Genomic DNA, 26,666 nt, shown 5'->3' with positions numbered 1-26,666 from the left:
ATTGATTAAGAATTGGGTTGCGCGATGAATACCCCAACCATGACGACGAAAGGCGAACAGGCCAAAAGCCAGCTTATCGCCGCTGCGCTGGCGCAGTTTGGCGAATACGGCCTCCATGCCACCACGCGCGACATTGCCGCCCAGGCCGGACAAAATATCGCCGCCATCACTTACTACTTTGGCTCCAAAGAGGATTTATACCTCGCCTGCGCCCAGTGGATAGCCGATTTCATCGGCGCCCAGTTTCGCCCTCATGCCGAGGAAGCGGAACGACTGTTCGCCCAGCCGCAGCCCGATCGCGCCGCAATGCGCGAGCTGATCCTGCGCGCCTGCAAAAATATGATCATGCTGTTGACCCAGGACGACACGGTTAACCTGAGCAAATTTATTTCGCGCGAGCAGCTCTCCCCGACGGCGGCTTACCAACGGGTGCACGATCAGGTTCTCAACCCCCTTCACACGCATCTGACGCGCCTGATTGCGGGGTATACCGGCCGCGATCCGGGAGATACGCAAACCATTCTCCACACGCACGCGCTGCTGGGCGAAGTGCTGGCCTTCCGCCTGGGGAAAGAAACCATTTTGCTGCGTACCGGCTGGTCAACGTTTGATGAAGAGAAAACAGAACAGATTTACCAGACGATCACCTGTCATATCGATCTCATTCTGCAAGGCTTAACGCAAAGGAGTCAGGAGCAATGAAAAAACCTGTCGTTATCGCACTGGCTGTCGCGGCGCTGGCCGCCGTGCTTGCCGGTGGTACATGGTGGTATCAGAGTCGGCAGGATAACGGGCTGACGCTCTACGGCAATGTGGATATTCGCACCGTCAATATGAGTTTTCGCGTCGGAGGCCGGCTGGCTTCGCTGGCCGTTGACGAAGGCGACGCCATTACGTCCGGGCAGGTATTGGGCCTGCTGGATAAAGCCCCGTACGAGAACGCGTTGATGCAGGCTAAAGCAGGCGTCTCCGTCGCCCAGGCGCAGTATGATCTGATGCTCGCGGGGTATCGCGATGAAGAGATAGCCCAGGCTGCTGCTGCCGTGAAACAGGCGCAGGCCGCATTTGACTATGCGCAGAACTTTTATCAGCGCCAGCAGGGATTGTGGAAAAGCCGCACGATTTCCGCCAACGACCTGGAGAACGCCCGCTCATCCCGCGATCAGGCGCAGGCGCAGCTGAAATCCGCACAGGACAAATTGAGCCAGTACCGTACCGGTAACCGCCAGCAGGATATCGCCCAGGCAAAAGCCAGCCTCGAACAGGCGCAGGCGCAGCTGGCGCAATCAGAACTCGATTTACAGGATACAACGCTGATCGCCCCCTCTGACGGTACGCTGTTAACCCGCGCGGTAGAGCCCGGCAGTATGCTCAACGCAGGCAGCACCGTGCTGACGCTGTCGCTGACTCGTCCGGTATGGGTTCGCGCCTACGTGGATGAACGCAACCTCAGCCAGGCGCAGCCCGGCCGCGAAATTTTACTCTACACCGATGGCCGCCCTGACAAGCCTTACCACGGCAAAATCGGCTTCGTATCGCCGACCGCTGAATTCACCCCGAAAACCGTTGAAACGCCGGATCTGCGCACAGACCTGGTCTATCGACTGCGCATTGTGGTGACTGACGCGGACGATGCGCTGCGCCAGGGAATGCCGGTGACGCTGACGTTCAGCGACGAGGCGCGGCATGAATGACGCCGTCATTACGTTAAACGGCCTGGTGAAGCGCTTCGCCGGAATGGAAAAACCGGCGGTCGCCCCACTCGACTGTACGATCCACGCCGGTTATGTCACGGGTCTGGTCGGGCCGGATGGCGCAGGCAAAACCACGCTGATGCGGATGCTGGCAGGGCTGCTCAAGCCCGATAGCGGCAGCGCGTCGGTGATCGGGTTCGATCCGATCAAAAACGACAGTGAATTGCATGCGGTACTCGGTTACATGCCGCAAAAATTTGGTCTGTATGAAGATCTGACCGTGATGGAGAATCTCAATCTCTATGCGGACTTACGCAGCGTAACGGGCGAGGAGCGGCAAAAAACGTTTGCCCGTCTGCTGGAATTTACCGCCCTCGGCCCCTTCACCAAACGGCTGGCAGGCAAGCTCTCGGGCGGGATGAAACAAAAACTCGGGCTGGCCTGTACGCTGGTCGGCGAGCCGAAAGTGCTGCTGCTTGACGAACCGGGCGTCGGCGTTGACCCCATCTCCCGTCGCGAGCTGTGGCAAATGGTGCATGAACTGGCGGGTGACGGCATGCTTATCCTGTGGAGTACGTCATACCTGGACGAAGCCGAACAGTGTCGCGACGTGCTACTGATGAACGAAGGAGAGCTGCTGTATCAGGGCGAACCGACTAAGCTGACGCAGACCATGGCAGGACGCAGTTTCCTAATGAGCAGCCCGCAGGAGAATAACCGCAAGCTCCTGCAACGCGCGTTGAAACTGCCGCAGGTCAGCGACGGTATGATTCAGGGGAAATCGGTACGGCTGATCTTGAAAAAAGAGGCTACCGCAGAGGATATCCGCCGGGCCGAAGGGATGCCGGAGATAACGATTAACGACACCACACCGCGCTTTGAAGATGCCTTTATCGACCTGCTTGGCGGCGCGGGTACGTCGGAGTCTCCGCTCGGCGCGATCCTGCATACCGTTGACGGCACGCCGGGTGAGACGGTCATTGAGGCCAAAGAACTGACCAAAAAATTCGGTGACTTCGCCGCCACCGACCACGTTAACTTCGCCGTTGAGCGCGGAGAAATCTTCGGTTTGCTCGGCCCCAACGGCGCGGGGAAATCCACCACGTTCAAGATGATGTGCGGTTTGCTGGTGCCAACTTCCGGCAAAGCGCTGGTGCTGGATATGGATTTGAAAGTCAGCTCCGGCAAGGCGCGCCAGCATTTAGGGTATATGGCGCAAAAATTTTCCCTGTACGGCAACCTGACGGTAGAGCAAAACCTGCGCTTTTTCTCCGGGGTTTATGGCCTGCGAGGCCGGGCGCAAAACGAAAAAATCACCCGCATGAGCGAAGCCTTCGGCCTGAAAAGCATCGCCTCTCATGCGACGGATGCGCTGCCGCTCGGTTTTAAACAGCGTCTGGCGCTGGCCTGTTCGCTGATGCATGAGCCCGACATTCTGTTTCTCGACGAACCCACCTCCGGCGTCGATCCCCTCACCCGCCGTGAGTTCTGGCTGCACATCAACAGCATGGTAGAAAAAGGGGTCACGGTGATGGTCACCACCCACTTTATGGACGAAGCGGAATACTGCGACCGTATCGGGCTGGTTTATCGCGGCAAGCTGATCGCCAGCGGGACGCCGGACGATCTGAAAGCGCAGGCGGCAGACGACGACACGCCGGACCCGACGATGGAGCAGGCCTTTATCACGCTCATTCACGACTGGGATAAGGAGCATACTCATGAGTAACGCCCTGCTCTCCTGGCGGCGCGTACGCGCGCTGTGTGTGAAAGAGACGCGTCAGATTATCCGCGATCCCAGTAGCTGGCTGATCGCCGTGGTGATCCCATTGCTGTTGCTGTTTATTTTTGGCTACGGGATTAACCTCGACTCCAGCAAGCTGCGGGTCGGCATTCTGCTCGAACAACAGAGCGAGGAGGCGCTGGATTTCACCCACGCTATGACCGGTTCGCCGTATATCGACGCCACCATCAGCGATAGCCGCCATGAGCTTATTGAGAAAATGCAGGCCGGGCGCATTCGCGGGCTGGTAGTGATCCCGGTCGATTTTGCGCAAAAGATGGCGCGAGAGAATGACACCGCGCCGATACAGGTTATTACCGACGGCAGCGAACCGAACACCGCCAACTTCGTGCAGGGTTACGTGGAGGGGGTCTGGCAGATCTGGCAAATGCAGCGGGCTGAAGATCGTGGGGAAGAATTTGAACCGCTGATCGACGTGCAGACCCGCTACTGGTTTAACCCGGCGGCCATCAGCCAGCACTTTATCATTCCCGGCGCGGTCACCATTATCATGACGGTGATTGGCGCCATTCTCACTTCGCTGGTGGTTGCACGCGAGTGGGAGCGCGGGACGATGGAGGCCCTGCTCTCGACCGAGGTGACGCGCGCAGAATTGTTGCTGTGCAAACTGATCCCCTACTACTTCCTCGGCATGCTGGCGATGCTGCTGTGTATGCTGGTGTCGGTGTTTATTCTTGGCGTGCCCTGGCGCGGCTCGCTGGTGATTCTGTTTCTTATCACCAGCCTGTTTCTGCTCAGTACGCTGGGAATGGGACTGCTGATTTCCACCATTACCCGTAACCAGTTTAACGCCGCGCAGGTCGCGCTGAACGCCGCTTTTTTACCGTCGATTATGCTGTCAGGCTTTATTTTCCAGATAGACAGTATGCCTGCCGTCATCCGCGCGGTGACTTACATTATTCCGGCGCGCTATTTCGTCAGCACCCTGCAAAGCCTGTTTCTGGCGGGGAACATCCCCATTGTGTTGATCGTTAATACGTTATTTTTAATCGCTTCGGCAGCCATGTTTATCGGCCTGACGTGGATGAAGACCAAACGCCGGCTGGATTAAATTTTCCGCCTGATGGCGCTTCGTTTATCAGGCCTACGACCACATATTTTGTAGGCCGAATAAGGCGTTTACGCCGCCATCCGGCAAAGACGTTAAGTTTGTAGGCCGGATAAGGCATTTACGCCGCCATCCGGCAAAGACATTAAGTTTGTAGGCCGGATAAGGCGTTTACGCCGCCATCCGGCGAAGACGTTAAGTTTGTAGGCCGGATAAGGCGTTTACGCCGCCATCCGGCATGGCATAAGGGAGAGAAACATGTTTCATCGCCTGTGGACATTAATCCGCAAAGAGCTGCAATCGCTGTTACGCGAGCCGCAGACCCGCGCGATCCTGATCTTACCGGTGCTGATCCAGGTGCTGCTGTTTCCCTTTGCCGCCACGCTGGAAGTGACCAATGCCACCATTGCCATTTATAACGAAGATAATGGCAAACATGCCGTCGAGCTGACGCAACGGTTCGCGCGCGCCAAAGCGTTTACCCATATCCTGCTGCTGAAAAGCCCGCAGGAAATCCAGCCGACGATCGACACGCAAAAAGCGTTGCTGCTGGTGCGCTTTCCGGCCGATTTTTCCCGTCACCTGGATAACCTCCAGCCCGCGCCGCTACAGCTCATTCTTGATGGCCGTAACTCCAACAGCGCGCAAATCGCCGCCAATTATCTCCAGCAGATCGTCAAGGATTATCAGCAGGAGCTGATAGAGGGCAAACCCAAGCCCAACAACAGCGAGCTGGTGGTGCGCAACTGGTACAACCCGAATCTGGACTATAAGTGGTTTGTGGTGCCGTCCCTGATCGCCATGATCACCACGATAGGCGTCATGATCGTCACCTCGCTTTCCGTTGCCCGCGAGCGTGAACAGGGTACGCTGGATCAACTGCTGGTTTCCCCTCTCACTACCTGGCAAATTTTCATCGGTAAAGCGGTGCCCGCGCTGATTGTCGCCACTTTTCAGGCCACAATCGTACTGGCTATTGGCATCTGGGCGTACCACATCCCCTTTGCCGGTTCGCTGGCGCTGTTCTACTTCACAATGGTGATTTACGGGCTGTCGCTGGTTGGATTTGGCTTGTTAATCTCGTCACTCTGCTCCACCCAACAGCAGGCTTTCATCGGCGTATTCGTCTTTATGATGCCTGCTATCCTGCTATCGGGATATGTTTCTCCGGTCGAGAACATGCCGGTATGGCTACAAAATCTGACGTGGATAAACCCTATCCGCCATTTTACGGACATCACCAAGCAGATTTATTTGAAAGATGCGAGTCTGAAGATCGTCTGGGGGAGTTTGTGGCCGCTACTGGTGATCACGGCCACAACGGGGTCAGCGGCGTATGCGATGTTTAGACGCAAAGTGATGTAGCTTTTTCTCCTTCGCCAGCAGCGAAACCACAGCAGGCCCGGCAAGGATCGCCAGCCCAGCCAGCGCCAGCAGCAGGTTGTTGTGCAGTACGCGGGACAGCAGCCACAGGGCAATCATCGCGGCGCCGAAATACCAGGTGGTCGTCAGCTCTTCCAGCACATCCGCAACGTCGCGCCAGCGCTGTTCGTGGTGGCGTTGTAACGCCAGCATCAGCAGCACCGTTACGCCATAAAGCACGCATAATCCCAGGCCGACGCGGACTAAAGCGCCGCTCATCCAGCCCATTACCAGCAGCGCCACTACCAGTAAATGCAACATTATCTGCCAGCAACTAAGACCCGTTGCGACACGAACACGTTGTTGCCACCTCATGGCTTTTTCTCCTGAAGGATTTTTATCTAATTATTCAGAGTACCGAACTTTACGGAAAATTCCGTAAGACCGCATCTTTTTGTGACGACGACTACACTATTTCAATCAGGATAGTGACGCGGACAGGAAGAAAATGATCCAACAAACGCGAAATTTTTCATTCAAAGTGCTCACAATTAACACGCATAAGGGTTTTACCGCCTTTAATAAGCGCTTTATTCTGCCGGAGCTGCGCGACGCCGTCAGAACCGTCAGCGCGGATATTGTCTGCCTACAGGAAGTGATGGGCGCGCATGAAGTTCATCCGCTGCACGTCGAGAACTGGCCTGATACCACCCATTACGAATTTCTTGCCGACACCATGTGGAGCGATTTCGCCTATGGTCGTAATGCCGTCTACCCGGAAGGGCATCACGGCAACGCGGTACTGTCGCGCTATCCGATTGAACACTATGAAAATCGCGATGTCTCCGTCGGCGGCAGTGAAAAACGCGGCGTGCTGTATTGCCGTATTGTTCCGCCGATGCTGGCTCAGCCAATTCATGTGATGTGCGTGCATCTCGGCTTACGGGAAGGCCACCGCCAGGCGCAGCTGGATATGCTGGTTGAATGGGTTAACGCCCTTCCCGAATCCGAACCCGTGGTGGTCGCCGGGGATTTCAACGACTGGCGGCAGAAAGCCAACTATCCGTTAAAAGCGTCTGCGGGGCTGGAGGAGATTTTCACCCGCGCACATGGCCGCCCGGCGCGCACCTTTCCGGTCAGGCTGCCGATACTGCGACTCGATCGTATATACGTCAAGAATGCCAATGCCAGCTCTCCTGCGGCGTTGCCGTTGCGTAACTGGCGACATTTATCTGACCATGCCCCTCTTAGCGCGGAGATACATCTATGAAATGTGGATGGCGTGAAGGCAATCAGATTCAGCTACTGGAAAACGGCGACCAGTTCTATCCCGCCGTGTTTGACGCCATCGCGCAGGCACAGCAGAGGATCATCCTGGAAACCTTCATCTGGTTTGAAGATGACGTAGGTAAGCAGCTACACGCGGCGCTGCTTAAAGCGGCCAGACGCGGCGTAAAAGCGGAAGTGCTGTTAGACGGCTACGGCTCACCTGACCTCAGCGAGGCGTTTGTCGGGGAGCTGACCGCAGCAGGGATAATCTTCCGCTATTACGATCCGCGTCCTCCCCTGTTCGGCATGCGCACCAACCTCTTTCGCCGTATGCACCGTAAAATCGTGGTTATTGACGATCGGGTCGCGTTTGTCGGCGGGCTGAATTACTCCGCAGAACATATGTCCGATTACGGCCCGGAAGCCAAACAGGATTACGCCGTTCGCGTCGAGGGGCCAGTCGTGGAGGATATTTTGCAGTTTGAGCTGGAAAACCTGCCGGGGCAAAGCGCCGCGCGCCGCTGGTGGCGACGCCATCATCGCGCCGAAGAAAACCGGAAACCCGGCGAAGCGCAGGTGCTGTTTATCTGGCGCGATAATGATGAACATCGCAACGATATTGAACGTCACTATCTGAAGATGCTTACGCAGGCGAAACGTGAAGTGATTATCGCCAATGCCTATTTCTTTCCCGGCTATCGCCTGCTGCATGCCATGCGCAAAGCCGCCCGACGCGGCGTGCGGGTAAAACTGGTAATCCAGGGGGAACCCGATATGCCCATCGTCAAAGTCGGCGCGCGTCTGCTGTACAACTATCTGGTGAAAGGCGGCGTCCATGTCTATGAATATCGCCGTCGCCCGCTGCACGGCAAAGTGGCGTTGATGGACGATCACTGGGCGACCGTCGGCTCCAGCAACCTCGATCCGCTCAGTCTGTCGCTTAACCTTGAAGCAAACGTCATTATTCATGACCGCACGTTTAACCAGACGCTGCGCGACAACCTGAACGCCATTATCGCCAATGATTGCAAGCAGGTGGACGAGTCTATGCTGCCGAAGCGCACCTGGTGGAATCTGAGCAAAAGCGTGCTGGCGTTCCACTTCCTGCGCCACTTCCCGGCGCTGGTCGGTTGGCTGCCGGCGCACACGCCGCATCTGGCGCAGGTTGAACCGCCCGCCCAACCGACGATGGAAACGCAGGATCGGGTCGAAGCGGAAAACACGGGGGTGAAGCCCTGATGTCAACATCACACCCGCGATGGCGGCTGGCGAAAAAGATCCTCACCTGGCTGTTTTTTATCGCGGTGATTGTCCTGCTGGTCATTTATGCCGGAAAGGTCAACTGGGAAGATGTCTGGACGGTGATCCGGGATTACAACCGGATTGCGCTGTTGAGCGCGGTTGGACTGGTGATTGTCAGCTACCTTCTTTACGGCTGCTACGATCTGCTGGGACGCTTTTACTGCGGCCACAAGCTGGCGAAGCGGCAGGTCATTCTGGTGTCGTTTATCTGTTACGCCTTCAATCTGACGTTAAGCACCTGGGTCGGCGGAATCGGTATGCGCTACCGTCTGTACTCCCGCCTCGGCTTACCGGGGAGCACCATCACGCGTATTTTTTCGCTGAGCATTACCACCAACTGGCTGGGCTATATTCTGCTGGGCGGAATTATTTTTACCTTCGGCGTCGTGCAACTCCCGGCCCACTGGTATATCGATGAAAATACGCTGCGCATTCTCGGTATTGTGTTGTTGCTGGTGATAGCCGTCTACCTGTGGTTTTGCGCCTTTGCAAAACGGCGTCATATCACGATTAAAGGCCAAAAGCTGATGCTTCCGTCATGGAAATTCGCCCTCGCGCAGATGGGGATTTCCAGCGCTAACTGGATGGTGATGGGCGCCATTATCTGGCTGCTGATGGGGCAAGACGTTAATTATTTCTTTGTACTTGGCGTGCTGCTGGTGAGCAGTATTGCCGGAGTGATCGTGCATATCCCGGCCGGGATCGGCGTTCTGGAAGCCGTGTTTATGGCGCTGCTGGCGGGTGAGCATACGTCGCAAGGCACCATTATCGCCGCCCTGCTCGCCTGGCGTGTGCTCTATTATTTTATTCCGCTATTGCTGGCGTTGATTTGCTATCTGCTGCTGGAAAGTCGGGCAAAGAAGCTGCGGGCGAAAAACGAGAAAGCCTTAGCGAAGTGACGGGTTATTTGCTGCTTATCAGGTGTATTACCGGCCTAACCTGTAGGCCGGATACAGCGTTCACGCCAATTAACGGCGATTACCGAAAATACGCAGCAGCATCAGGAACAGGTTGATGAAGTCCAGATACAGCGTTAACGCGCCGAGAATCGAGTATTTCCGCAGCGTCGAGCTGTCACGAACATCAATCTGCTCGCCAATGTTTTTCAGCTTCTGCGTGTCATAGGCGGTCAGGCCGACAAAGACAACCACCCCGATATAGGTCACCGCCCACATCAACGCTTCGCTTTTGAGCCAGAAGTTGACCAACGATGCCAGAATGATACCAATCAGCGCCATAAACAGCATGCTGCCCCAGCCGCTGAGATCGCGTTTCGTGGTGTAGCCATACAGGCTCATCACGCCAAACATCCCGCCGGTCACGACAAACGTGCTGGCGATAGACGAATAGGTATAAACGATAAAAATGCTCGACAGCGTCAGGCCCGTCAGCGCCGAATAGAGCATAAACAGCGTGGTCGCCATCCCGGCGCTAAGTTTTTGCACCATTGCCGACAGCGCAATAACCAGCGCAAGCTGGGCGATAATCAAGCCAAAGAAGGTGATTTTGCTGGAAAAGACAAACATCATCACCGCAGGCGTATTCGCCGCATACCAGGCGATAAATGCGGTCAGCAGCAGCCCAACCGTCATCCAGCCATATACCTGCGCCATATACGTTTGCAGGCCGGAACGGGTCTGTACGATAGAATCGGATCGTGGGAATCGGTCCATGATGATCTCCTGATTAAAAGTGATACCCCTGAATAAGGGTATCACATTCTGCTACCAGCGTTTTGCCGCCTGCCGATCGCTATCGCGCGCTTCCACCCAGCGGTCGCCTTCCGGCGTCGCTTCACGCTTCCAGAACGGCGCGCGGGTTTTCAGATAATCCATAATGAATTGCCCGGCCTCGAACGCGCTGCTGCGGTGCGCGCTGGTTACGCCGACAAAGACAATCTCATCGCCCGGCCACAGTTCACCAATGCGATGGATCACCGTCACGCGCCCCAGCGGCCAGCGCGAGCGCGCCTCGTCCACGATATCCGCCAGCGCTTTTTCCGTCATCCCCGGGTAATGTTCCAGCGTCAGCGCTTTAACGCTGTCGCCCAGATTATGATTGCGGACTTTACCGGTAAAGGTCACAACCGCGCCATCTTCATCACGCTCCGCCAGCCAGGGGTACTCCTCCCCGACGCTGAACGGCGCATGGCCAACGATCACTCGCGTTTCAGCCATCTCAGCCTCCTGTCACCGGTGGGAAAAAGGCCACTTCATCACCCGCCGTCAGCGGATGTTCAAAACTGACCAGCGTCTGATTGACGGCGGCCAGCAGCTTGCCGTCTTCCAGCGCCAGCGCCCAGCGATCGCTTTGCGCCGCCAGATGCTGACGCAGCGCTTCTACGGTTGGGAAATCGGCGGCGACCTCTAACGCATCCGTTCCCACCAGTTCACGCACCTGAGCGAAAAACAGAACCTTAATCATGCGTATCCACCTTAAAATCGCCAGACTTACCGCCGCTTTTCGCCAGCAAGCGCACCGGGCCAATCACCATATCCTTTTGCACCGCTTTGCACATGTCGTAGATCGTCAATGCCGCCACGGAAGCGGCAGTCAGCGCTTCCATCTCCACGCCGGTTTTCCCCGTCAAGCGACACAACGATTCAATGCGTACCCGGTTGTGTTCAGGTTCCGCCTGCAATTGCACTTCGACCTTACTCAACAACAGCGGGTGGCACAGCGGGATCAGCTCCCAGGTACGTTTAGCCGCCTGAATACCGGCGATACGCGCGGTCGCGAAAACATCGCCCTTATGGTGGCTACCGTCGATAATCATCGCCAGCGTTTCACTGCGCATCGTCACAAACGCTTCGGCGCGCGCCTCACGTACGGTTTCCGCTTTGGCGGAGACATCCACCATGTGCGCTTCGCCAGCGGCATTAATATGGGTCAGTTGCGACATACTTATTTCTTCAAATGTGGGTGGAAGTTACACGGGCGTGTGCGAGCATCAAGCTGCGGCGCGATGATGTTGTCCCAGGCGGTGCGGCACGCTTTTGTGGAGCCCGGCATCGCAAAAATCAGCGTCTTGTTGGCAACGCCGGCCACCGCGCGAGATTGCAGGGTCGATGTGCCAATCTCTTCAAACGACAACATGCGGAACACTTCGCCAAACCCTTCGACTTCGCGATCAAAGAGCGGCAGTAACGCTTCCGGCGCCTGATCGCCATCGGTCAGCCCGGTACCGCCGGTGATGAGCACCACCTGAACGTCATCGCTGGCGATCCACGCGGAAACCTGCGCGCGAATGGCGTAGCGGTTCTCTTTAACGATGGCTTTGTCCACGACCTGATGCCCTGCTTCCAGCGCGGCGTCGCGCAGAAAATGGCCGGAAGTGTCGTCTTCTTCGCCGCGACGACTGGAAACCGTAAGAATAGCAATGCGGGTAGGGATAAACTCAGCGCTTACCTGACTCATAAAAACTCCTTGTCCGTTAAGGCGTTAACCGCCTATGTACGATAGATTTTGCGTAATACCGGTATTGTTCTGGTGCAGGAAGTGGGTCTGCTTTTTCTCCAGCAGCGCGGCTGAAATGCGTTCTTCCAGCGCATGTTGCTGTGCATCGTCTTCCAGCAGGTCGCGCAGGCTTACGCCGCCTTCGCCAAACAGGCAAAGATGGAGTTTACCGACCGAGGAAACGCGCAGACGGTTGCAGGTGGCGCAGAAATCTTTTTCATACGGCATGATGAGACCGATTTCACCGGCATAGTCAGGATGACAAAAAACCTGCGCCGGGCCGTCGCTGCGCTGGCGCAGCTGATGAATCCAACCGCGACGCAGCAGTTCATCACGCAGCACCTGTCCAGAAATATGGTGTTTACGAAAGAGTTCGCTCCCCTCTCCCGTCTCCATCAGTTCAATGAAGCGCAGTTGAATGGGGCGTGCCTGAATCCAGGCGAGAAAGGTGTCCAGTTGATGATGGTTCACATCGCGCATCAACACGGTGTTCACTTTGACCTTTGCGAAACCGGCGTCAAACGCGGCGTCAATGCCCGCCATCACCTGCTGGAATTTATCCTGCCCGGTAATGGCGTGAAACTGGCGGGCGTCGAGGCTATCGACGCTGACGTTGATGCCCGTCAGACCCGCGTCGCGCCAGTTCGCCGCATCACGCGCCAGACGATACCCATTAGTGGTCACCGCAATCTGGCGAATCGCGTCGTTTTCACGCACGGCGGCAATGATGTCGGTAAAGTCGCGACGCAGCGACGGTTCACCGCCGGTAAGGCGCACTTTTTCGGTGCCCAGACTGGCAAACGCGCGCGTCACACGGCGAATTTCATCGACGGTCAGAAAGCCGTTATTGGTGACACCGCCAGGCTTGTAGCCATCCGGCAGGCAGTATGTGCAACGAAAGTTACACACATCAGTAATCGACAGACGTAAGTAATAAAACTTACGTGCGAAAGCATCGGTAAGTTGTGAGGCCATGTACACCTTTCCAAATACGGGAGGCGGAGTCATTTCTTCCTGCGCCCTGGTGGCAAACTCTTTCGAGGCTTGTCACGGCCAAAACACCATATCAATTTGACACAGGCGTAGAGGCTAGAGTGTCTTTTTAAGCATCGCTTAAAAAGGTGGTTATGCCGATACTAGCGTGTAAATAGCATTTTTGCCATTCCCACTTTACGCTATATAATCATGTATATAGCGTCATGATCGTGCTATTTCGCTACAGAATAAGCAAAAATCACACTTTTGCATTGATATACATCAGTTAGCCATCAGGCTAACCCTATCCGAAAGAGGTAGAGGAGATGGATTTATTTTCCATCGTTGTTCGTTGGCTAATTGCTGAAAAGGCGCTATTTGCGCTACTGTAGCGCAGTACCTCTGATATTAGGAATTTGTATGCGCAATCGTACGCTGGCAGACCTGGATCGTGTTGTCGCTCTCGGCGGAGGGCATGGATTAGGACGCGTTCTCTCTTCACTCTCTTCATTAGGCTCACGCCTGACCGGTATTGTCACCACCACCGATAACGGGGGTTCCACAGGCCGTATTCGCCGCTCTGAAGGGGGCATCGCCTGGGGCGATATGCGCAACTGTCTGAACCAGTTAATTACCGAACCCAGCGTCGCGTCGGCGATGTTTGAGTATCGTTTTGGCGGTAATGGTGAACTTTCCGGCCATAACCTCGGAAATCTGATGTTAAAGGCGCTGGACCACCTGAGTGTGCGGCCTCTCGAAGCGATAAATTTAATTCGCAATTTGTTGAAGGTGGATGCGCATTTAATCCCTATGTCGGAGCTGCCGGTAGACCTGATGGCCATCGACGATCAGGGGCATGAAGTATACGGCGAGGTGAATATCGATCAACTGGCGACCCCGCCGCAGGAGCTGATGCTGTCACCGAAAGTCCCCACCACCCGGGAAGCGGTGCAGGCCATTAGCGAAGCCGATTTGATTCTGATTGGCCCCGGAAGTTTCTACACCAGTTTGATGCCGATTCTGCTGCTTGATGAGCTGGCGCAGGCGCTGCGCCGTACTCCGGCGCCGATGGTCTATATCGGTAATCTGGGGCGCGAATTGAGTCTGCCCGCCGCCAGCTTAACGCTTGTCGACAAACTGGCGATTATGGAGCAATACGTCGGGAAACAGGTTATCGACGCCATTGTGGTTGGCCCGAAAGTGGATGCCTCAGCGGTGACGGGCCGGATTGTGATTCAGGAAGTGCTGGAAGCCAGCGATATTCCGTATCGCCATGACCGACAGCTGCTGCATAACGCGCTGGAGAAAGCGATACAGGCGTTGGGGTAAACGTTCAGATTTGCCCGGTGGCGCTTCGCTTACCGGGCCTACACACAACAGGCGGCACAACCGTAGGCCGGATAAGACGCTTTGCGTCGCCATCCGGCATCGTCAGGACGCCGCGATAAACAGCTCACGTAGCTGATGCAACTGGTCGCGGATCTCTGCGGCTTCTTCAAACTCCAGGTTTTGCGCATGCTGCATCATCTGGCCTTCCAGCTCATGAATTTTCTGCTGCAACGCTTTCGGCGTCATATCCAACTCAACCACACCCGATTTCGCCGCTGCGCGGGACTTCCCTTTGCCCTTCGCTTTGGTTTTCGCGATGTTCTGACCCAGCGCCAGAATATCGACCACTTTCTTATTCAGCCCCTGCGGAACGATACCGTGCTCTTCGTTGTATAACTGCTGTTTCTCGCGACGACGTTCGGTTTCGCCTATCGCTTTCGCCATCGACGGGGTGATCTTATCGCCATAGAGGATCGCCTTCCCGTTGACGTTACGCGCCGCACGGCCGATGGTCTGAATCAGCGAACGCTCTGAGCGCAGGAACCCTTCTTTGTCTGCGTCCAGAATCGCCACCAGCGAGACCTCAGGCATGTCCAGCCCTTCTCGCAACAGGTTGATCCCCACCAGCACGTCAAACTCGCCCAGACGCAAATCACGAATGATTTCCATACGCTCAACGGTATCGATGTCCGAGTGCAGGTAACGTACGCGCTCGCCGTGTTCTTCGAGATATTCGGTAAGATCTTCCGCCATTCGTTTGGTCAGCGTTGTCACCAGCACACGTTCGTTAATCGCCGCCCGTAGGCGGATCTCAGAGAGCAGATCATCAACCTGCGTCGCCACCGGCCGAACTTCAATGATCGGGTCCAGCAGCCCGGTAGGACGCACCACCTGATCCACCACCTCGCCGCCGGATTTCTCCAGCTCATAGTTGCCCGGCGTGGCGGAAACGTAGATGGTTTGCGGGGCCAGCGCTTCAAACTCTTCAAATTTTAGCGGACGGTTATCCAGCGCTGACGGCAGACGGAAACCGTACTCCACCAGCGTCTCTTTGCGCGCCCTGTCCCCACGAAACATCCCGCCGATTTGCGGAATCGTGACGTGAGATTCATCCACGACTAACAGGCCATCGGCTGGCAGATAATCAAACAGCGTCGGCGGCGGCTCGCCAGGCCCGCGCCCGGAAAGGTAGCGGGAGTAGTTTTCAATCCCCGAGCAATATCCCAGTTCGTTCATCATTTCCAGATCGAACTGCGTACGCTGGGTTAAGCGCTGTTCTTCCAGCAGCTTATTGTTTTCCAGCATGATCCTGCGTCTGTCCACCAGTTCGTCTTTGATCTCCTCCATCGCCTGTACGATGCGCTCGCGCGGCGTAACGTAGTGCGTTTTCGGGTAGATGGTGTAGCGCTGGATAGTCGATTCAACCTGCCCGGTCAGCGGGTCAAACAGCGACAGACGTTCAACCTCTTCGTCAAACAGCTCAACCCGCAGCGCAATATCGTCAGACTCCGCCGGGAAGATGTCGATGACCTCGCCGCGTACGCGGAAAGTGCCGCGCTGGAAGGCCTGATCGTTGCGGGTATATTGCAACTCCGCCAGACGGCGCAGGATAGCGCGCTGATCGATGATCATCCCCACCGTCAGGTGCAACATCATCTTCAGGTATAAGTCGGGATCGCCCAGACCGTAGATAGCGGAAACCGAAGCCACGACCACAACGTCCCGCCGCTCAAGCAGCGCCTTGGTCGCCGACAGTCGCATCTGTTCTATGTGTTCGTTCACCGACGCATCTTTTTCGATAAAGGTGTCGGAGCTGGGCACATACGCCTCTGGCTGATAGTAGTCATAGTAAGAGACGAAATATTCCACCGCGTTGTCAGGGAAGAACTCTTTCATTTCGCCGTATAACTGGGCCGCCAGCGTTTTATTGGGCGCAAGCACCATCGTCGGGCGCTGTAAATCGGCAATCACATTGGCGATGGTGAACGTTTTCCCTGATCCCGTTACGCCCAACAGCGTCTGGTGCGCCAGACCATCTTCAAGACCTTCCTCCAGACGACGTATCGCCTCCGGCTGATCGCCTGAAGGTTTAAAAGCGGAATTCAGTTTGAACGGTTTACTCATGGGCAGCTACCTGAAGGAATGGGCGGGCAGGACACTAATTTTACCCGGAGCCGCTAATATTGCCAGCAAAATATACTGGATGAAAAAACAGTGGCGACTTAAGGTATTACTCAAATAAGGGATAACACCCGGCATTGCGACGTAAAATGTAGACCCTGACGAGATAAAAAACCAGTGAGATGCGGTTATCCCCAAACCAAAGACTTTTTTAACACTTGTCAAGATGTGTGATGAAAGATTTGTGGCAACCCGTGACACTTTCCTTACAGCCATTGCTTTTATCTAACAAATTGTTTCATAAGCACTATTTACTTAAGACGCCTTTCGCATCAATTTAGTCGCAGGCCGCGTCTTCTCTCGCTTACGTTGTGTTTTCTAACTCTAATACACAAGGTTATCCACAGGAATGGTGGATAACTGCGTCCAGCCCGTATGGACTGCCGCCTGGCAAAATCGCGCGGACGCCCCTTGATGAGGGGCTAAAAAAAAATTATCGCTTTTTTTTGATTTTTATCAGCTAACGAAACGCGGGCGGCAGGCGAGATCCTGCTCGCATTTTCACCTGTTTTACACCGCCTTCAGGCGCGTCAGGTCGAGATATTGTCCTGTTGATGCACTTTCCGCCTTCCCGGAAAGCCAGGGGATTTCGCCCAGCAGAGGAGCCGTAATCACCCGCGTTAGCGTCGCCATGTATTCCGCATGGCGCTTTCCGGGCGGCGTCACGTCATTGGCTACCCACCCGGCAAGCGTCAGCCCGGCTTGCTGCACGGCCTGCGCCGTCAGCATGGCATGATTGATACACCCCAGCTTCACGCCCACCACCAGAATCACCGGCAGGTGCTCCGCCGCAACCCAGTCGGCAAACGTCAGCGTTTCGCCAAGCGGAGTAAACCAGCCGCCCGCCCCTTCCACTAACACCCAGTCGGCCTGCCGTTCCAGCGTGCGTAAACCGGCGGACATCACCGAGGCCTGAACGGGTCTCCCCTCCTCTGCGCTCACAATGTGCGGCGAGGTCGGTTCCGCAAAGGTGTAGGGATTGATCGCTTCATAGGCCAGCGTCAGCGTGCTGTTGCGCTGTAGCGCCAGGGCATCGCTATTGCGCAGCCCCTGCGCCGTCATCTCGCTGCCCGACGCCACGGGCTTGTAGCCTGCCGTCCGAAAGCCGCTCTGCGCGGCAGCCTGTAACAGGGCGCAACTGGCGACCGTTTTTCCGACTTCAGTGTCCGTCCCGGTGACAAAATACCGTTTAATCACGTTCAATGACTCCCAAAAAAAGCTGATACGTCAGCGGATATTTCCCCTGTTGCTGCGGCCAGGCCAACTGTAACTGTCGCAACTGCGAACGCGTTAACACGCGCGGTTCACGCCCCTCGTGCAGATGCGTCGCCCCAATGCCTTTAAGCGAACGCATCGCGCTGAGCGCATCATCAAACCACAGGGTGATCGCCTGGATCTGCTGACGGACGCGCCAGCCGCGCATTGCATTGCCGATCGTCTCCGGCGACAAAAAATGGTTGGCATGCCCCCGGTTATCTACCGCCTGCCAGGCCTGACGCAGTTCCGGCAGCGATCCGTGCGCCAGCGAGGTAAACGCCACCACGCCGCCAGGACGCACCACGCGATACAGTTCGCTTAGCGCGCCGCGCAAGTCGCCGCACCACTGCACCGCCAGGTTGCTCCATGCCAAATCAAACCGCGCCGCCGCCAGCGGGATGGCTTCGATATCCGCCGCAAGGTAATGGTGAGCAGCCTGCTGACGACGCGCCTCATCCAGCATTTGCGCCGAAAGATCGAGCGCCGTGACCTCGCATCCCTGCTCTCGCCAGAAGCGGCTCATCCGCCCTGGCCCACAACCAGCGTCCAGAACGTGCGCACATTCGCGCCCTGCCAGCAGCGCCAACAGCGCGTCCGCACTCTGGCGTTGCAGTTCAGCGTGCTGCTCATAATGCGACGCGGCGCGCCCAAACGCGGCCGCAATCGCCTGCTTATCAACCTGCGCCATCCAGCACCTCCAGTAAGCGATCAATATCCTGCGCTTCGTGCGCCTGAGTGAGCGTCAGGCGCAACCGGGCAGTACCGGCCGGAACGGTAGGCGGTCGGATCGCGCTCACCCAGCATCCCTGTTCCCGCAGAGTATCCGCCAGCCGTAACGCGCGCGCATTGTCTCCGACAATCAGCGGCTGAATCGCACTGTGCGAATTTGCCAGCGTAAAATCGCTGGCCTTAACGCCCGAACGGAAGCGCTGAATTAACGCAGCCAGTTTTTCCCGGCGATCTGCGCCTTCCGGGCTTCGGATCACCGCCAGCGCCGCGCTCAGCGCCTGCGCCTGGGCCGGTGGCATACTGGTGCTGTAGATCAGATGGCGGGCAAACTGCAACAGATAATCCGCAACGCTTTCAGAGCAGAGAATCGCCGCCCCGCTGACGCCAAAACCTTTGCCAAACGTCACAATCAGCAGCTCAGGTTTGACCTGCTGTCGCCAGCAGCTTCCGCGCCCCTCATCGCCCGTAACGCCAATACCGTGCGCATCATCCACCAGCAGCCAGGCGTTACGCTGCCGTGCGACACGGTGGATCTCCGCCAGCGGCGCGCCGTCGCCGTCCATACTGAATATGCCCTCTGTCACCACCAGTTGCTGCCCGCCGCACGGGGCGTCCAGCAGGCGCGCCAGGTGTTGAGGATCGTTGTGGGTAAAGCGGCGAAGCGTCGCCGGGCTGAGGTTTGCCGCTTCCAGCAATGAGGCGTGGCTGAGACGGTCCGCGACAATCCGATCGTCTTTCGCCATCAGTGCAGCGATAACCGCCTGATTCGCCGCAAAGCCAGAGATAAACAGCAGCGCCCGCGAATAGCCAAGCCAGCCTGCCAGCGCCTCTTCAAGCGCCTGATGCGCCACGGAGTAGCCGCTGACGTGGCCGGAGCCGCCGCTGCCGACGCCAAAGCGCTCCGCACCCTGTTGCCAGGCGCGAATAATCTGCGGATGGTGACTTAAACCGAGGTAGTCATTGCTGGAGAAATTCAGATACTGGCGTTCGTTAGCCACCAGCCAACGCCCTGCCCCCTGCGCCACCGCATAGCGGCGACGCAACGCATCGGCAGAACGACGCGCCGTAAGCGCATCGTCGATTTTTTGCTGCCAGGTCATACTGCTGCCGCGTTGTAATAGTCGTCTGTATCCGGGGTCATCAGCGCCTGTTCCAGACGCTGTTGCTGTTCGTTGTCGCCAGCCAGCACCGACGTTTGCTGCGGATTCAGCCCCAGTTTGCGGAACAGCTGGAGATCTTTGTCTTCTTCCGGGTTCGGCGTGGTCAGCAGCTTGCAGCCGTAGAAGATGGAGTTCGCCCCCGCCATAAAGCACATCGCCTGCGTCTGTTCGTTCATCTGTTCGCGACCCGCAGAAAGACGCACGTATGAGGTTGGCATCATAATGCGCGCGACAGCGATCGTGCGGATGAAATCAAACGCATCCACATCCTCATTATCCGCCAGCGGCGTACCTTTGACCTTCACCAGCATGTTGATCGGCACGCTCTCCGGCGGAGTCGGCAAATTCGCCAGTTGCAACAGCAGCCCGGCGCGATCTTTAACCGTTTCGCCTAAGCCAACGATACCGCCAGAGCAGACTTTAATCCCCGCTTCACGCACTTTGTCCAGCGTATCAAGACGTTCCTGATACGAGCGGGTCGTGATGATGTTGCCGTAAAATTCCGGGGAGGTATCCAGGTTGTGGTTGTAGTAGTCCAGCCCGGCGTTGGCAAGGCGCTGCGCCTGAGATTCATTGAGCGTGCCGAGAGTCATACAGGCTTCCAGCCCCATCGCCTTCACGCCCTGCACCATCTGTTCCAGATACGGCATATCGCGCTCGTGCGGGTTTTTCCATGCTGCGCCCATGCAGAAACGGGTTGAACCGGCGTTCTTCGCTTTGCGCGCGGACTCCAGCACCTGCTCCACTTCCATCAGACGCTCCGCTTCCAGCCCCGTCTTATAGCGAGAACTCTGCGGGCAATATTTGCAGTCTTCCGGGCAGGCGCCGGTTTTAATCGACAGCAGCGTGCTGACCTGCACCTGTTGCGGATCGAAATGCTGACGATGGATTTGCTGCGCGTCAAACAGCAGATCCAGCAGCGGTTTATTAAATAATTCGGTAACTTGCGACAATGTCCAGCGTGGGTGGTGAGCCATAGGGCCTCTCCAAAGGGTGTTGTTAATTCTTGATTCGGTGTAGACTCGTAAACCTAAATGTTTTTAATTTGGTTTACAAGTCGATTATGACAACGGACGATCTTGCCTTTGACCAACGCCATATCTGGCATCCCTATACCTCCATGACCTCCCCACTCCCGGTTTATCCGGTTGCGCGCGCCGAGGGTTGCGAACTGATTTTGGCCAACGGCGACCGTCTGATCGACGGCATGTCGTCATGGTGGGCGGCGATCCACGGTTACAACCATCCACAGCTCAACGCCGCGATGAAAACGCAAATTGACGCCATGTCGCATGTGATGTTTGGCGGCATTACCCATGCCCCTGCGGTCAACCTGTGTCGCAAGCTGGTGGCGATGACGCCGCAAGCGCTGGAGTGCGTGTTCCTGGCGGACTCCGGTTCGGTAGCGGTGGAAGTGGCGATGAAAATGGCGCTGCAATACTGGCAGGCGAAAGGCGAGTCTCGTCAGCGTTTTCTGACCTTTCGCAACGGCTATCACGGAGACACCTTCGGCGCGATATCGGTATGCGATCCAGATAACTCAATGCACAGCCTGTGGAAGGGCTATCTGCCGGAAAACCTCTTTGCCCCCGCCCCGCAAAGCCGGATGGATGGCGAATGGGACGAGCGGGATATGGTGGCCTTTGCCCGCCTGATGGCGGCGCACCGGCATGAGATTGCGGCGGTGATTCTGGAGCCCATTGTCCAGGGCGCTGGCGGGATGCGGATGTATCACCCGGAGTGGCTTCGCCGCATCCGTAAGATGTGCGATCGCGAAGGGATTCTGCTGATTGCCGATGAAATCGCCACCGGATTTGGCCGCACAGGTAAACTGTTTGCCTGCGAATATGCAGACATTACGCCGGATATTTTGTGTCTCGGTAAGGCCATCACCGGCGGTACGATGACGCTTTCCGCCACGTTAACCACCCGTCTGGTCGCTGAAACCATCAGCAACGGCGAAGCCGGTTGCTTTATGCATGGCCCGACCTTTATGGGCAATCCGCTGGCGTGCGCCGTGGCCTGCGCCAGTCTTTCCCTGCTGGAAACGGGCGAGTGGCAGCAGCAGGTGGCGGCGATTGAAACGCAGTTACGCCGCGAACTAGCGCCCGCGCGCGCATCGTCCTGGGTCGCTGACGTGCGCGTACTCGGCGCCATCGGCGTCGTGGAAACCACGCACCCGGTCAATATGGCGGCGTTGCAGCGTTTCTTTGTCGGGCAAGGCGTCTGGGTGCGCCCGTTCGGTAAACTTATCTACCTGATGCCGCCCTATATCATCCAGCCGGAACAATTGCATCGTCTGACGCAGGCGGTGAACGACGCTGTGCGCAATGAAACATTTTTTATCCATTAATCAGCGGTAAGCTGTAGCGGTTCTGGCTACACTTCCTTGCTAATCAGTAGATTAATGGAGGCGGTATGAAACTTATCAGCAACGACCTGCGCGACGGGGAAAAACTGCCCCATCGCCATGTGTTTAACGGCATGGGCTATGACGGGGACAACATCTCTCCGCATCTGGCCTGGGACGAGGTGCCCGCCGGTACGAAAAGCTTTGTCGTGACCTGCTACGATCCCGATGCGCCAACCGGCTCAGGCTGGTGGCACTGGATTGTCGCCAACCTGCCAGCCGATACCCGCGTACTGCCGCAAGGGTTTGGTTCCGGCCTGGTGGCGATGCCGGAAGGGACTCTCCAGACGCGCACCGATTTTGGTAAAGCAGGCTACGGCGGCGCAGCTCCGCCGAAAGGGGAAACGCACCGCTACATCTTTACCGTTCACGCGCTGGATGTGGAGCGTATTGATGTCGATGCAGGCGCCAGCGGCGCGATGGTGGGCTTTAACGTCCATTTCCATGCGCTCGCCAGCGCGTCGATTACCGCAATGTTCAGCTAAGTGCCGTTGTTGCCTGATGGCGACGCTAAAGCGTCTTATCCAGCTTACGGCACCTGACACCCAGCGCCGTAGGCCGGATAAGCGTCAGCGCCATCCGGCATTTTTTTACAAGAAATCAGGTAATAAGCGGAACAAGTCCCCGCGCGCCAGCAATTCGGTCGCGCACTCAATATCCGGCGCGAAGAAACGGTCCTGAGTATAATGCGGCACCTGCTCGCGCAGCGCTTTTCGCGCCTGCTCCAGCAGCGGGCTTGAGGTTAATCCTTCCCGGAGGTCGATCCCCTGACAGGCCGCCAGCCACTCTACCGCAATGACCCCACGCGTGTTTGCCGCCATTTCCCATAGTCGCCGACCCGCAGCGGGTGCCATCGACACATGATCTTCCTGATTGGCCGACGTCGGCAGGCTGTCCACGCTGTGCGGATGCGCCAGCGCTTTGTTCTCGCTGGCCAGCGCCGCAGCGGTCACCTGCGCAATCATAAAACCGGAGTTGACGCCGCCGTTTTTCACCAGGAAAGGCGGCAACTGCGACATATGTTTATCCATCATCAGCGCGATACGCCTTTCCGACAGCGCGCCGATTTCCGCAATCGCCAGCGCCAGATTATCCGCCGCCATCGCCACCGGTTCGGCATGGAAGTTACCGCCGGAAATCACATCCCCCTCTTCGGCAAACACCAGTGGGTTATCCGAAACGGCGTTGGCTTCAACGAGCAGCACCTCCATCGCCTGACGCAGTTGTGTGAGGCACGCGCCCATCACCTGCGGCTGACAGCGCAGCGAGTACGGGTCCTGCACCTTTTCACAGTTATGGTGCGACTGTGCTATCGCGCTGGTCTCCGTCAGAACGTGGCGGAACAGCCCGGCGGCGTCAATCTGCCCACGCTGACCGCGCGCGGCATGAATGCGCGCATCAAACGGTCGGCGCGACCCCAGAACGGCTTCGGTGGTTAACGCCCCGCAGACCACCGCAGAGGCGAACAACGCCTGCGCTTCGAACAGCCCACGCAGCGCAAAGGCGGTGGAGGCCTGGGTGCCATTCAGCAGCGCCAGCCCCTCTTTCGCCGCCAGCGTGATCGGTTCCAGTCCGGCCTTTTTCAACGCCTCTTTCGCCGGAAGCCACTCCCCCTGCCAGCGGGCTTTCCCTTCGCCAAGCAGCGTCAACGACATATGCGCCAACGGCGCCAGATCGCCCGATGCCCCTACAGAACCTTTCGCCGGGATCAGCGGCCAGACCTCTGCGTTAACCAGCGCAATCAGCGCCTCAATCACGCTCAGGCGGATGCCCGAGAAACCACGCGCCAGGCTATTGATTTTCAGCACCATGATCAGACGCACCATCGCGTCGTCCAGCGGCTCGCCAATACCCGCCGCGTGGGAGAGCACCAGCGAACGTTGCAGGTTTTGCAGATCCTCCGTGGCGATGCGCGTCTGCGCCAGCAGACCAAAACCGGTATTGATACCGTAGGCCGTGCGCCCCTCGGCGACGATATTGTTCACGCAGTCGACGCTGGCATTAATACCGTCAACCGCGCTGCTATCAAGACGCAGTTGCACTGGCTGCTGCCAGACGGCGCGAAGCTGCGCAAAACTCAGATGACCCGGCGTTAACGTAAGCGTATTCATATCAGCGTTTTCCTTGAGTAGCCGCGATCATCGGCAAGTTCAGCCCTTGTTCTGCGGCGCATTCAACCGCAATCTCATACCCGGCGTCAGCATGACGCATCACGCCTGTCGCCGGATCGTTATGCAGCACTCTGGCGATACGCACCGCCGCCTCGTCGGTGCCGTCGCAGACAATCACCATTCCGGCATGTTGCGAGAACCCCATGCCGACGCCGCCGCCATGATGCAGCGAAACCCAGGTCGCACCGCTGGCGGTATTGAGCAGCGCGTTCAGTAACGGCCAGTCGGATACCGCATCAGAGCCGTCGCGCATCGCTTCCGTCTCCCGGTTTGGACTGGCGACGGAGCCGGAATCCAGATGGTCGCGGCCAATGACGATCGGCGCGGAGACCTCTCCACGGCGTACCATTTCGTTAAACGCCAGACCCAGTTTTTGCCGCCACGCCAGCCCCACCCAACAAATACGCGCCGGTAAGCCCTGGAAGTTAATACGTTCGCGCGCCATATCCAGCCAGTGATGCAGATGTTTGTCATCCGCCACAATCTCTTTGACTTTGGCATCGGTTTTATAAATATCTTCTGGATCGCCTGAAAGCGCCACCCAACGGAATGGGCCGATCCCCCGACAGAAAAGCGGGCGGATATAGGCCGGAACGAACCCAGGAAAATCAAAGGCGTTCTCTACGCCCATCTCTTTCGCCATCTGGCGGATATTGTTGCCGTAATCGAAGGTCGGGACGCCCATTTCACTGAACGCCAGCATCGCCTGTACGTGCTTCGCCATTGAGCGTTTCGCCGCCTGTACCGTGCCCTGTGGATCTGACGCCGCTTTCGCCTGATACTCCTCCCAACGCCAGCCAGAGGGTAGATAACCGTGCAGCGGATCGTGCGCGCTGGTCTGGTCGGTCACCAGATCCGGGCGAACGCCGCGTTTTACCAGTTCCGGCACGACGTCCGCCGCGTTGGCGCACAGCGCAACGGAGACGGCTTTACCCTCGCGGGTATATTTTTCAATTCGCGCCAGCGCGTCGTCCAGCGAGGTGGCCTGTTCATCGACGTAGCGGGTACGCAGACGGAAATCGATACGGCTTTGCTGGCATTCGATATTCAGCGAGCACGCCCCCGCCAGCGTCGCGGCCAGCGGCTGTGCGCCGCCCATACCGCCAAGCCCGGCGGTCAGCACCCAGCGCCCGGACAAATTCCCCTGATAGTGCTGCCGTCCTGCTTCAACGAAGGTTTCATAGGTACCCTGCACGATGCCCTGACTGCCGATGTAGATCCAGCTTCCGGCGGTCATCTGGCCGTACATCGCCAGCCCTTTGGCGTCCAGCTCATTGAAATGTTCCCAGGTCGCCCAGTGCGGCACCAGGTTGGAGTTAGCGATCAGGACACGTGGCGCGTTTTCGTGGGTCTTAAACACGCCGACCGGTTTACCGGACTGCACCAGCAGGGTTTCATCGGCCTCCAGTTTGGTCAACGCATTGATGATGGCGTCATAGCACTCCCAGTCGCGCGCCGCGCGGCCAATGCCGCCATAAACCACCAGTTCATGCGGATTCTCGGCAACATCGGGATCGAGGTTGTTCATTAACATGCGCAGCGGCGCTTCGGTTAACCAGCTTTTTGCCGTCAGGGTTGTTCCCCTCGGGGCGCGGATATCCTGCTGACGATACTTGCTTTGAGGCATGACACCAGACTCCTTACGATGATCGGACAGATAAGTAACATATACTTGTCTATACAACTTGTCGCAAGGCTGATTTTAACAACTGAGATACATTTTTGTTATATTGCGTCAGCAATCACGCTTTTTATCGCGCCGTCATTCAGGACATAAAATGGCCCTGCAACCGGTAGCGAGAACCGGGGAAAAGCAGGCGAGCGTGAGAAACAATGTGCGACGCAGACCAGGTGCGTCGATGAATTAACAGGCAGGGATCGTGCTCCTTAATGTTCAGCAGCGCGCACTCTTCCGCCGTGGCGCGCACGGCTTCCACAATGTGCTCCCCTTCCGTTAGCGGGGCGATCAGCGACAGGTATGCATGAGGCGTGGTCTGGCTGTAATCCTGCGCCAGATAATCCGGTACAACGCCAGCATTCACACAGCGATCCTCAATCTGCACCGGCAGATCGTTTTCATAGTGCACCATCACCGAATGAAAAATCAGCGTGCCTTCACGCACATTCAGGGCAGTGGCCTGAAGCGCATTCGCCTGCGTCTGTTCCAGCGTCAGCACCTCACAGCGATGCTGATGGTGACGGGCGGCGATTTCATCGGCAATGCTGCGAATTTCAAACAGTGCGGACTGCCCTTTCGGTTCCGCCACAAATGTGCCGACGCCCTGTAAACGCACCAGCAGCCCTTCATCCGTTAATTCCCGCAACGCCCGGTTGATTGTCATCCGGCTGAAGCCAAATTGCGCCACCAGTTCCGCTTCCGAGGGAATGCGGTCATGCGGGCGCCAGACGCCGCTGGCGATGTTGTCGCTGATCGTCTGTTTGACCTTTTCATAGAAAGGCACAGGGGCAGAACGGGATGGGAGCATGCGTAAGCCTTCCTTAAGCGTATGATTTTATTT

At 57.1% G+C, this 26,666-nt stretch carries 26 protein-coding genes and 1 riboswitch; of the genes, 11 read left to right on the top strand and 15 right to left on the bottom strand.

Annotation, left to right across the window (positions count from 1 at the left end; all coding sequences use genetic code 11):
- The first annotated feature begins 24 nt into the window (after positions 1–24).
- The 5 genes from cecR (at position 25) to OGX75_RS17800 (ending at position 5,911) form a co-directional block, all read left to right on the top strand.
- Positions 25–702 carry a transcriptional regulator CecR gene (gene cecR, locus OGX75_RS17820; protein WP_071259642.1) on the top strand — a complete coding sequence of 226 codons (678 nt, stop codon included), beginning with the start codon at positions 25–27 and terminating at the stop codon, positions 700–702.
- Positions 699–1,694 (top strand): secretion protein HlyD, encoded by a 996-nt coding sequence (gene hlyD, locus OGX75_RS17815; RefSeq protein WP_049011132.1) that lies wholly within the window; start codon positions 699–701, stop codon positions 1,692–1,694. The genes cecR and hlyD overlap by 4 nt, the downstream gene beginning before the upstream one ends.
- The gene (locus OGX75_RS17810) at positions 1,687–3,423 is read left to right on the top strand and encodes an ATP-binding cassette domain-containing protein (protein ID WP_012133182.1); all 1,737 of its coding nucleotides are present in this window, start codon (positions 1,687–1,689) and stop codon (positions 3,421–3,423) included. The genes hlyD and OGX75_RS17810 overlap by 8 nt, the downstream gene beginning before the upstream one ends.
- Positions 3,416–4,549, top strand: a complete 1,134-nt coding sequence (locus OGX75_RS17805; RefSeq protein ID WP_012133183.1) for an ABC transporter permease — start codon at positions 3,416–3,418, stop codon at positions 4,547–4,549. Before OGX75_RS17810 ends, OGX75_RS17805 begins: the two co-directional genes overlap by 8 nt.
- 255 nt (positions 4,550–4,804) lie before the next feature.
- Positions 4,805–5,911, top strand: coding sequence for an ABC transporter permease (locus OGX75_RS17800; protein ID WP_012133184.1), 1,107 nt, complete (start codon positions 4,805–4,807; stop codon positions 5,909–5,911).
- Here OGX75_RS17800 and OGX75_RS17795 read toward each other — a convergent pair.
- Positions 5,873–6,283 carry a YbhQ family protein gene (locus OGX75_RS17795; protein ID WP_024130510.1) on the bottom strand — a complete coding sequence of 137 codons (411 nt, stop codon included), beginning with the start codon at positions 6,281–6,283 and terminating at the stop codon, positions 5,873–5,875. The two genes, OGX75_RS17800 and OGX75_RS17795, sit on opposite strands and share 39 nt — an antisense overlap.
- A gap of 133 nt (positions 6,284–6,416) precedes the next feature.
- On the opposite strand from OGX75_RS17795, the gene OGX75_RS17790 reads away from it, so the two are divergent.
- From OGX75_RS17790 to OGX75_RS17780, 3 genes are read left to right on the top strand one after another with little or no spacing between them, the layout of a single operon-like run.
- A complete protein-coding gene (locus OGX75_RS17790; RefSeq protein WP_012133186.1) occupies positions 6,417–7,178 on the top strand; it encodes an endonuclease/exonuclease/phosphatase family protein in 762 nt (253 codons plus the stop codon).
- Complete coding sequence (gene clsB / locus OGX75_RS17785; RefSeq protein WP_012133187.1) at positions 7,175–8,416, top strand: cardiolipin synthase ClsB; 1,242 nt, start codon at positions 7,175–7,177, stop codon at positions 8,414–8,416. Before OGX75_RS17790 ends, clsB begins: the two co-directional genes overlap by 4 nt.
- Entirely contained in the window at positions 8,416–9,378 is a 963-nt protein-coding gene (locus tag OGX75_RS17780) for a lysylphosphatidylglycerol synthase domain-containing protein (RefSeq protein WP_286451397.1), read from the top strand. The genes clsB and OGX75_RS17780 overlap by 1 nt, the downstream gene beginning before the upstream one ends.
- Positions 9,379–9,447: 69 nt before the next feature.
- Here the strand turns inward: OGX75_RS17780 and OGX75_RS17775 are convergent, their stop codons facing one another.
- The 6 genes from OGX75_RS17775 to moaA all read right to left on the bottom strand — a co-directional run bounded on the left by OGX75_RS17775 (position 9,448) and on the right by moaA (position 12,910).
- Positions 9,448–10,152, bottom strand: coding sequence for a Bax inhibitor-1/YccA family protein (locus tag OGX75_RS17775; protein WP_024130511.1), 705 nt, complete (start codon positions 10,150–10,152; stop codon positions 9,448–9,450).
- A gap of 51 nt (positions 10,153–10,203) precedes the next feature.
- Positions 10,204–10,656 carry a molybdopterin synthase catalytic subunit MoaE gene (gene moaE / locus OGX75_RS17770; protein ID WP_012133190.1) on the bottom strand — a complete coding sequence of 151 codons (453 nt, stop codon included), beginning with the start codon at positions 10,654–10,656 and terminating at the stop codon, positions 10,204–10,206.
- Position 10,657: 1 nt separating this feature from the next.
- Entirely contained in the window at positions 10,658–10,903 is a 246-nt protein-coding gene (gene moaD, locus OGX75_RS17765; RefSeq protein ID WP_012133191.1) for a molybdopterin synthase sulfur carrier subunit, read from the bottom strand.
- A complete protein-coding gene (gene moaC, locus OGX75_RS17760) occupies positions 10,896–11,381 on the bottom strand; it encodes a cyclic pyranopterin monophosphate synthase MoaC (RefSeq protein WP_049008945.1) in 486 nt (161 codons plus the stop codon). The genes moaD and moaC overlap by 8 nt, the downstream gene beginning before the upstream one ends.
- Positions 11,382–11,383: 2 nt before the next feature.
- Entirely contained in the window at positions 11,384–11,896 is a 513-nt protein-coding gene (moaB, locus tag OGX75_RS17755) for a molybdenum cofactor biosynthesis protein B (protein WP_047457988.1), read from the bottom strand.
- A 24-nt stretch (positions 11,897–11,920) separates the two neighbouring features.
- Positions 11,921–12,910, bottom strand: a complete 990-nt coding sequence (moaA, locus tag OGX75_RS17750; protein ID WP_024130512.1) for a GTP 3',8-cyclase MoaA — start codon at positions 12,908–12,910, stop codon at positions 11,921–11,923.
- Positions 12,898–13,044: riboswitch (molybdenum cofactor riboswitch) on the bottom strand. It overlaps the preceding gene by 13 nt.
- Before the next feature lie 286 nt (positions 13,045–13,330).
- Here moaA and yvcK point away from each other — a divergent pair.
- Positions 13,331–14,239 carry a uridine diphosphate-N-acetylglucosamine-binding protein YvcK gene (gene yvcK / locus OGX75_RS17745; protein ID WP_024130513.1) on the top strand — a complete coding sequence of 303 codons (909 nt, stop codon included), beginning with the start codon at positions 13,331–13,333 and terminating at the stop codon, positions 14,237–14,239.
- Positions 14,240–14,341: 102 nt separating this feature from the next.
- Here the strand turns inward: yvcK and uvrB are convergent, their stop codons facing one another.
- The 5 genes from uvrB to bioB all read right to left on the bottom strand — a co-directional run bounded on the left by uvrB (position 14,342) and on the right by bioB (position 20,543).
- A complete protein-coding gene (gene uvrB, locus OGX75_RS17740; RefSeq protein WP_049008949.1) occupies positions 14,342–16,363 on the bottom strand; it encodes an excinuclease ABC subunit UvrB in 2,022 nt (673 codons plus the stop codon).
- 567 nt (positions 16,364–16,930) lie between these two features.
- Positions 16,931–17,617 carry a dethiobiotin synthase gene (bioD, locus tag OGX75_RS17735; RefSeq protein WP_049008951.1) on the bottom strand — a complete coding sequence of 229 codons (687 nt, stop codon included), beginning with the start codon at positions 17,615–17,617 and terminating at the stop codon, positions 16,931–16,933.
- Complete coding sequence (bioC, locus tag OGX75_RS17730) at positions 17,610–18,365, bottom strand: malonyl-ACP O-methyltransferase BioC (protein WP_153258246.1); 756 nt, start codon at positions 18,363–18,365, stop codon at positions 17,610–17,612. The genes bioD and bioC overlap by 8 nt, the downstream gene beginning before the upstream one ends.
- On the bottom strand, positions 18,352–19,506 hold the full coding sequence (bioF, locus tag OGX75_RS17725) for an 8-amino-7-oxononanoate synthase (protein ID WP_104868894.1): 1,155 nt from the start codon (positions 19,504–19,506) through the stop codon (positions 18,352–18,354). Before bioF ends, bioC begins: the two co-directional genes overlap by 14 nt.
- A complete protein-coding gene (gene bioB, locus OGX75_RS17720; protein WP_286451398.1) occupies positions 19,503–20,543 on the bottom strand; it encodes a biotin synthase BioB in 1,041 nt (346 codons plus the stop codon). Before bioB ends, bioF begins: the two co-directional genes overlap by 4 nt.
- An 86-nt stretch (positions 20,544–20,629) precedes the next feature.
- On the opposite strand from bioB, the gene bioA reads away from it, so the two are divergent.
- Together bioA and OGX75_RS17710 are read left to right on the top strand one after the other, a co-directional pair.
- Positions 20,630–21,919: an adenosylmethionine--8-amino-7-oxononanoate transaminase gene (bioA, locus tag OGX75_RS17715; protein ID WP_286451399.1), complete on the top strand. Its 1,290-nt coding sequence runs from the start codon at positions 20,630–20,632 to the stop codon at positions 21,917–21,919.
- Positions 21,920–21,984: 65 nt separating this feature from the next.
- Positions 21,985–22,461 (top strand): kinase inhibitor, encoded by a 477-nt coding sequence (locus tag OGX75_RS17710; protein ID WP_047458005.1) that lies wholly within the window; start codon positions 21,985–21,987, stop codon positions 22,459–22,461.
- Between the two features lie 105 nt (positions 22,462–22,566).
- Here the strand turns inward: OGX75_RS17710 and hutH are convergent, their stop codons facing one another.
- From hutH to OGX75_RS17695, 3 genes are all read right to left on the bottom strand, one after another.
- Positions 22,567–24,087, bottom strand: a complete 1,521-nt coding sequence (gene hutH / locus OGX75_RS17705) for a histidine ammonia-lyase (protein WP_012133205.1) — start codon at positions 24,085–24,087, stop codon at positions 22,567–22,569.
- 1 nt (position 24,088) lies between these two features.
- Positions 24,089–25,774: a urocanate hydratase gene (gene hutU / locus OGX75_RS17700; protein WP_286451400.1), complete on the bottom strand. Its 1,686-nt coding sequence runs from the start codon at positions 25,772–25,774 to the stop codon at positions 24,089–24,091.
- Positions 25,775–25,913: 139 nt separating this feature from the next.
- Positions 25,914–26,633, bottom strand: coding sequence for a histidine utilization repressor (locus OGX75_RS17695; RefSeq protein ID WP_012133207.1), 720 nt, complete (start codon positions 26,631–26,633; stop codon positions 25,914–25,916).
- Between the last annotated feature and the right edge of the window lie 33 nt (positions 26,634–26,666).

The sequence above is a fragment of the Citrobacter sp. CK199 genome (genome assembly GCF_030333285.1).
Classification (GTDB): domain Bacteria; phylum Pseudomonadota; class Gammaproteobacteria; order Enterobacterales; family Enterobacteriaceae; genus Citrobacter_B; species Citrobacter_B koseri.
This window is presented reverse-complemented; position numbering and strand designations above follow the sequence as displayed.